Annotated in this window: 4 protein-coding genes; 1 reads left to right on the top strand and 3 read right to left on the bottom strand. The window is 39.3% G+C overall.

The window, feature by feature from the left end; all coding sequences use genetic code 11:
* The 3 genes from Q0314_RS01800 to dnaA all read right to left on the bottom strand — a co-directional run.
* The coding region (locus Q0314_RS01800) for an ATP-binding protein (RefSeq protein WP_298055877.1) at positions 1 to 694 on the bottom strand (694 nt) is incomplete at its 3' end.
* Positions 695 to 711: 17 nt separating this feature from the next.
* Positions 712 to 1,779, bottom strand: coding sequence for a DNA polymerase III subunit beta (gene dnaN / locus Q0314_RS01795; RefSeq protein ID WP_298055875.1), 1,068 nt, complete (start codon positions 1,777 to 1,779; stop codon positions 712 to 714).
* Positions 1,780 to 1,916: 137 nt separating this feature from the next.
* Positions 1,917 to 3,227 (bottom strand): chromosomal replication initiator protein DnaA, encoded by a 1,311-nt coding sequence (gene dnaA / locus Q0314_RS01790; RefSeq protein ID WP_298055871.1) that lies wholly within the window; start codon positions 3,225 to 3,227, stop codon positions 1,917 to 1,919.
* 113 nt (positions 3,228 to 3,340) lie between these two features.
* Here dnaA and ruvC point away from each other — a divergent pair, with 113 nt between their 5' ends.
* Positions 3,341 to 3,814 carry a crossover junction endodeoxyribonuclease RuvC gene (ruvC, locus tag Q0314_RS01785; RefSeq protein ID WP_298055869.1) on the top strand — a complete coding sequence of 158 codons (474 nt, stop codon included), beginning with the start codon at positions 3,341 to 3,343 and terminating at the stop codon, positions 3,812 to 3,814.
* Positions 3,815 to 4,001: the final 187 nt, after the last annotated feature.

Here is a 4,001-nt window from a genome sequence, read left to right as displayed (position 1 = left end):
CTTCGTTTTTATTCATATCCGTTACAAAGCTCTCAAGTCCGCCCTCGTAGTGAAAACTCTCGCTTCTACCGTTTCTTTGATCTTTAAAATTTATCGTGATTTTCGGATTTAGATAGGCTAACTCTCTAAAGCGTTTGGTTAAAATTTCATCGTCAAATTCCGTAACTTCAAAGATACTATCATCAGGCCAAAACTCCACCTGAGTTCCCGTTCTATTTGTAGTTTTTATAACCTCAAGGTCGCTTTGAGGGATACCTTTTGAAAATTCTTGTCTATGTAGTTTGCCGTCTCGTTTAATATTTACGACCAGTTTTTTAGAAAGAGCATTTACTACGCTAACGCCCACACCGTGCAAGCCGCCTGAAACTTTATAAGTATCTTTGTCAAATTTACCGCCTGCGTGAAGTACGGTTAAAACTACAGTAGCGGCTGAAATTTTCTCCGTAGGGTGCATATCGACAGGTATACCGCGTCCGTTATCGGTGATGATAGCAGAGCCTTCGCGCGTTAGTTCTACGTCTATAGTATCGCAGTAGCCCGCCATCGCTTCGTCTATGGAGTTATCGACGACCTCGTAGATCATGTGGTGTAGGCCGCTTACGTTGGTATCTCCGATATACATACCGGGGCGTTTTCTAACCGCTTCGAGTCCCTTTAAAACTTTAATATTTTCCGCGCCGTAATTTTGCTGCATTATTTACCTTTTTATTTTTATAAATTTATCGGCATTATTACCGTTTTTAGCTCGTTTGAGCTAACCGTAAAGGCTAAATTCGAGTCGTTAAATCCAAATTCGAAATGTTCCTCTTCGATGTTTTGTAAGAAATCAAGCAAGTATCTATTTTTCACGCCGACGTAGATTTCTTCTTCTAGTCCGGTTGCAAATTCTATCGTCGTTTTAGCCTCAGAGTTATCCTCGACGATGCTTTCAAAGCTTATGGTTTGAGGAGCAAATACTATTTTCGTGCTCTCAGAGATTATTGAGACGGTTTTGATGCCTTCTACCATTTTGTCTCTGCTTAGTCTTAGTCTTTTCTTTATCTCTTGTGGGATTACTCTGTTGTAGTCGGGGAATCTGCCGTTTATAAGTTTTGTGAAAAACTCGAAATTTGCGCTTTGAGCGATCAGAGTCGTATCGTCGTAGTAAATTTCGATCTTGTCAAAAAATAGCTTTTGTATCTCGCTAATGGCTTTTTTCGGAATTATTAGCGAAAATTCGCTCTGAGTCGGCGTTTCAAATCTAAATACGCTAAGCCTTTTCGTGTCGGTGCCGACGATATTTATGTAGTTTTGCTTGATGTCTATAAATGCGCCGTTTAGTTCAAATTTAGGGTTGTTATTATCTATGCTCGGAAAAATTTTTTTTAAACTTCGTCCAAGCATTACGGCGTCGACTTCAAATTTATTTTTATTTTCTATCGTCGGAAAATTTGGAAAATCCTCAAATTTATACATCGGAAGTTTATACTTAGAGTTTTTTTGTTTTATGTAGAGATAGTTATTTACAGTTTCCAGAGTAATTTCTTCGTCTTTTAGGCTTCTTATGATATCAAGCAGCTTTTTACCGTTTGCGGTAGCGTTTCCCTCGTCCATGATTTTGACGTTTGAGAGCTTATAGGCTAGACCGATCTCGTGGTCTGTTGCTTTGATATTTAGGATACCGTCTTTAGCTCCGATAAATATATGCGAAGTTATAGCGCTTAGATCTTTTTTTTCTAGGTAAGAACTGCTATTCGTTACTACGCTTTCAAGAGCATTTTTATTAATCGCGACTTTCATTTTTTTCCTTTATTTTTAAATTTCTTTTAGTAGCATTAGTAGGGGGCGTGAAAAGTTTAAAACTGCTTTTATTTGCTTTAAATAGGGCATTTGCAGCGTTAAAAAAACTGCTTATTTTTTCACTTTTATTCACGTTTTTACTCTTTGGTTAAAATTTTATTCTTTAGTTCTTCGACGCGAACTTTAAAATATTCATTCGTTTCTATTAATTCGTTTATTTTTTTGATACTATGACTTACGGCCGAGTGATCTTTCATGTTAAAAAACTGCGCGATCTGCGGCATCGAGTTTGGCGTCAAATTTTTAGCCAGATATATCACGATGCGTCTAGCCTCGACGATATTTTTTGAGCGTGATTTGCTTTTCATCTCGCTTGGTTTGACGTTTAGCTCTTTGCTTACGATTTCAACGATATTTTCTAGATTTATATTTTCGCGCTTTTCTTTTATCTGATCGCGCAGGATATTTTTGGCAAATTCTAGCGTGATTTCTTGTCTCATGAGCCTTGCGTAAGCGTTTAAATTTATTATCGCGCTTTCGATTTCTCGGATGTTATCGCCCATATTCGTTGCGATGTAGTTTATGACGTCTTTGTCGAGGTAAATTTTATCAAACTCGCATTTTTTCTTGATGATTGCGATTTTAGTATCAAGCTCGGGCGGCGTGATATCGGCGATGATACCCCACTCAAAACGCGTTCTTAGCCTATCTTCAAAGCCTTTTAGCAGCTTTGGCTGGCGGTCCGAGGTCATCACGATCTGGCCGTTTTTGGCATGAAGTTCGTTAAACGTGTGAAAAAATTCCTCTTGGATTTTATCTGTTTTGCCTAAAAACTGTACGTCGTCGATGAGTAAAACGTCGCAGTTTCGGTACTTTTCACGAAATCGCTCCATCGAGTGGTTGTTGAGGTTATAAGTAAAGTCCGTAATAAACTGCTCGCTTGTTACGCAAATGACCATTTTGCCGCCGTTTAGGCAAAAATTTCCGACTGATTGTAAAAGGTGAGTTTTGCCAAGTCCGGTTGGGCCGTAGATAAAAAGCGGATTGTAAATCTTACCCGGCTGCTCGGATACGGCCTTCGCGCTTAAAAATGCAAATTGATTAGAGTCGCCGACGACGAAATTTTCAAAAGTGTAGCTTGGATTTAGCAGGCTGCTTTGCGCTTTTATCTCTTTTACATCCACTTTTTTAGCCGGTTTGCTTTGCGTTTTGGTCGCGGCTAGGACGTTGATCACGGGCTTTTGTCCGGTTTTTACTTCAAAAAGATGAGCGATTTTGGAGGCGTATTTGGTCTGGATAAATTTGGCGATAATCTCGTTTGGTGCGTTAAATATGATGTTCGTCGAATTTGAGCTTTTTTCGTTAAATTTAAGTTGCTTGATGTAGCATTCAAATTCCGACGGTAAAATTTCTTTGGAAAGTAGCTCCAAAACCTCGTTTGCGACCAAATTTTTGCCTTTAAGATTAATTCGCTAGATTTTATCTTAAATTTGTTAAAATGGCGTTGAAATTCGTTTTTCACGCCGTGAAAAAAGCGTGAAAAACCGTTGAAAAGGATGAGATGAAAATTTTAGGAATCGATCCGGGATCGCGAAATTGCGGCTATGCGATCGTCGAAAAGACGCCCGTGAAAACTATTTTGATCGAGGCGGGACTAATCAAAATAAAACCGAATTCTTTGCAGTATCAAATCACCGAACTTTGTGAGGGACTCGACCTGATTTTTAAAAATCATAAATTTGACGAAGTGGCGATCGAGGACATATTTTTCGCTTATAATCCAAAAACGGTTTTGAAGCTCGCGCAGTTTCGAGGGGCGCTTAGTCTTAAAATTTTGCAGCTTCACGGCGATTTTGCGGAGTACACGCCGCTTCAGGTTAAAAAAACGGTAACGGGCAAAGCTAAGGCAGACAAAGAGCAAGTAGCCTTTATGGTTAAGAAAATTCTCGGTATCACAAAGGAGATTAAGCCGCTTGATATCACCGACGCTATCGCTATCGCACTAACGCACGCAAATAATCTACGCTTAAAATAAGTTCAAATTTTTGCTTGTTTTTTAGCGCAAAATTTGATTGCTTAAATTTTATTTCCGCGCTCAATCAACTACCGTAATCCCCGCATCCGCGCAGGCTTTTTGCGCCTTTTTAGATATGCCGATGCCGGTCGTTTCGATTTTTTTAAGATTTTTGAGGGGCGCAAGCTCGGCGGCATCGATGTTTTTA

This window comes from uncultured Campylobacter sp. (genome assembly GCF_938040115.1).
Taxonomy (GTDB): Bacteria; Campylobacterota; Campylobacteria; order Campylobacterales; family Campylobacteraceae; genus Campylobacter_A.
The sequence above is the reverse complement of the archived record's forward strand: the minus strand, read 5'-3'. Positions and strand labels throughout refer to the sequence as shown.

Excerpts from the sequence above, each read along its gene's own strand:
- ruvC (WP_298055869.1), top strand. The coding sequence starts at position 3,341 with ATGAAAATTTTAGGAATCGATCCGGGATCGCGAAATTGCGGCTATGCG.
- dnaN (WP_298055875.1), bottom strand. The coding sequence starts at position 1,779 with ATGAAAGTCGCGATTAATAAAAATGCTCTTGAAAGCGTAGTAACGAAT.